Below are 200 nucleotides of genomic sequence, written 5' to 3'. Positions count from 1 at the left end.
TTCGCGACATCACAACCGAGCGACTTCGCCGGGGCGTATTCACCAGCGTGCCAGAACTGGTCGACGCCATCAATGAGTACATCGCCCACCACAACACCAACCCCGAGCCGTTCATCTGGACCACGAGCGCTCGCGATATCCTGCAGAAGGTCATTCGCGCTAACCGCCGCTTAAGTTCCAAACAGAATGGAACACTGCAC

At 57.5% G+C, this 200-nt stretch carries 1 pseudogene; it reads left to right on the top strand.

Annotated features, from left to right (window positions below):
• Window positions 1–200, top strand: a pseudogene (locus tag CF70_RS38240) (IS630 family transposase); the annotation flags it as partial.

Origin of the sequence: Cupriavidus sp. SK-3, from assembly GCF_000611145.1 — a bacterium.
Taxonomy (GTDB): domain Bacteria; phylum Pseudomonadota; class Gammaproteobacteria; order Burkholderiales; family Burkholderiaceae; genus Cupriavidus.
This window is presented reverse-complemented; position numbering and strand designations above follow the sequence as displayed.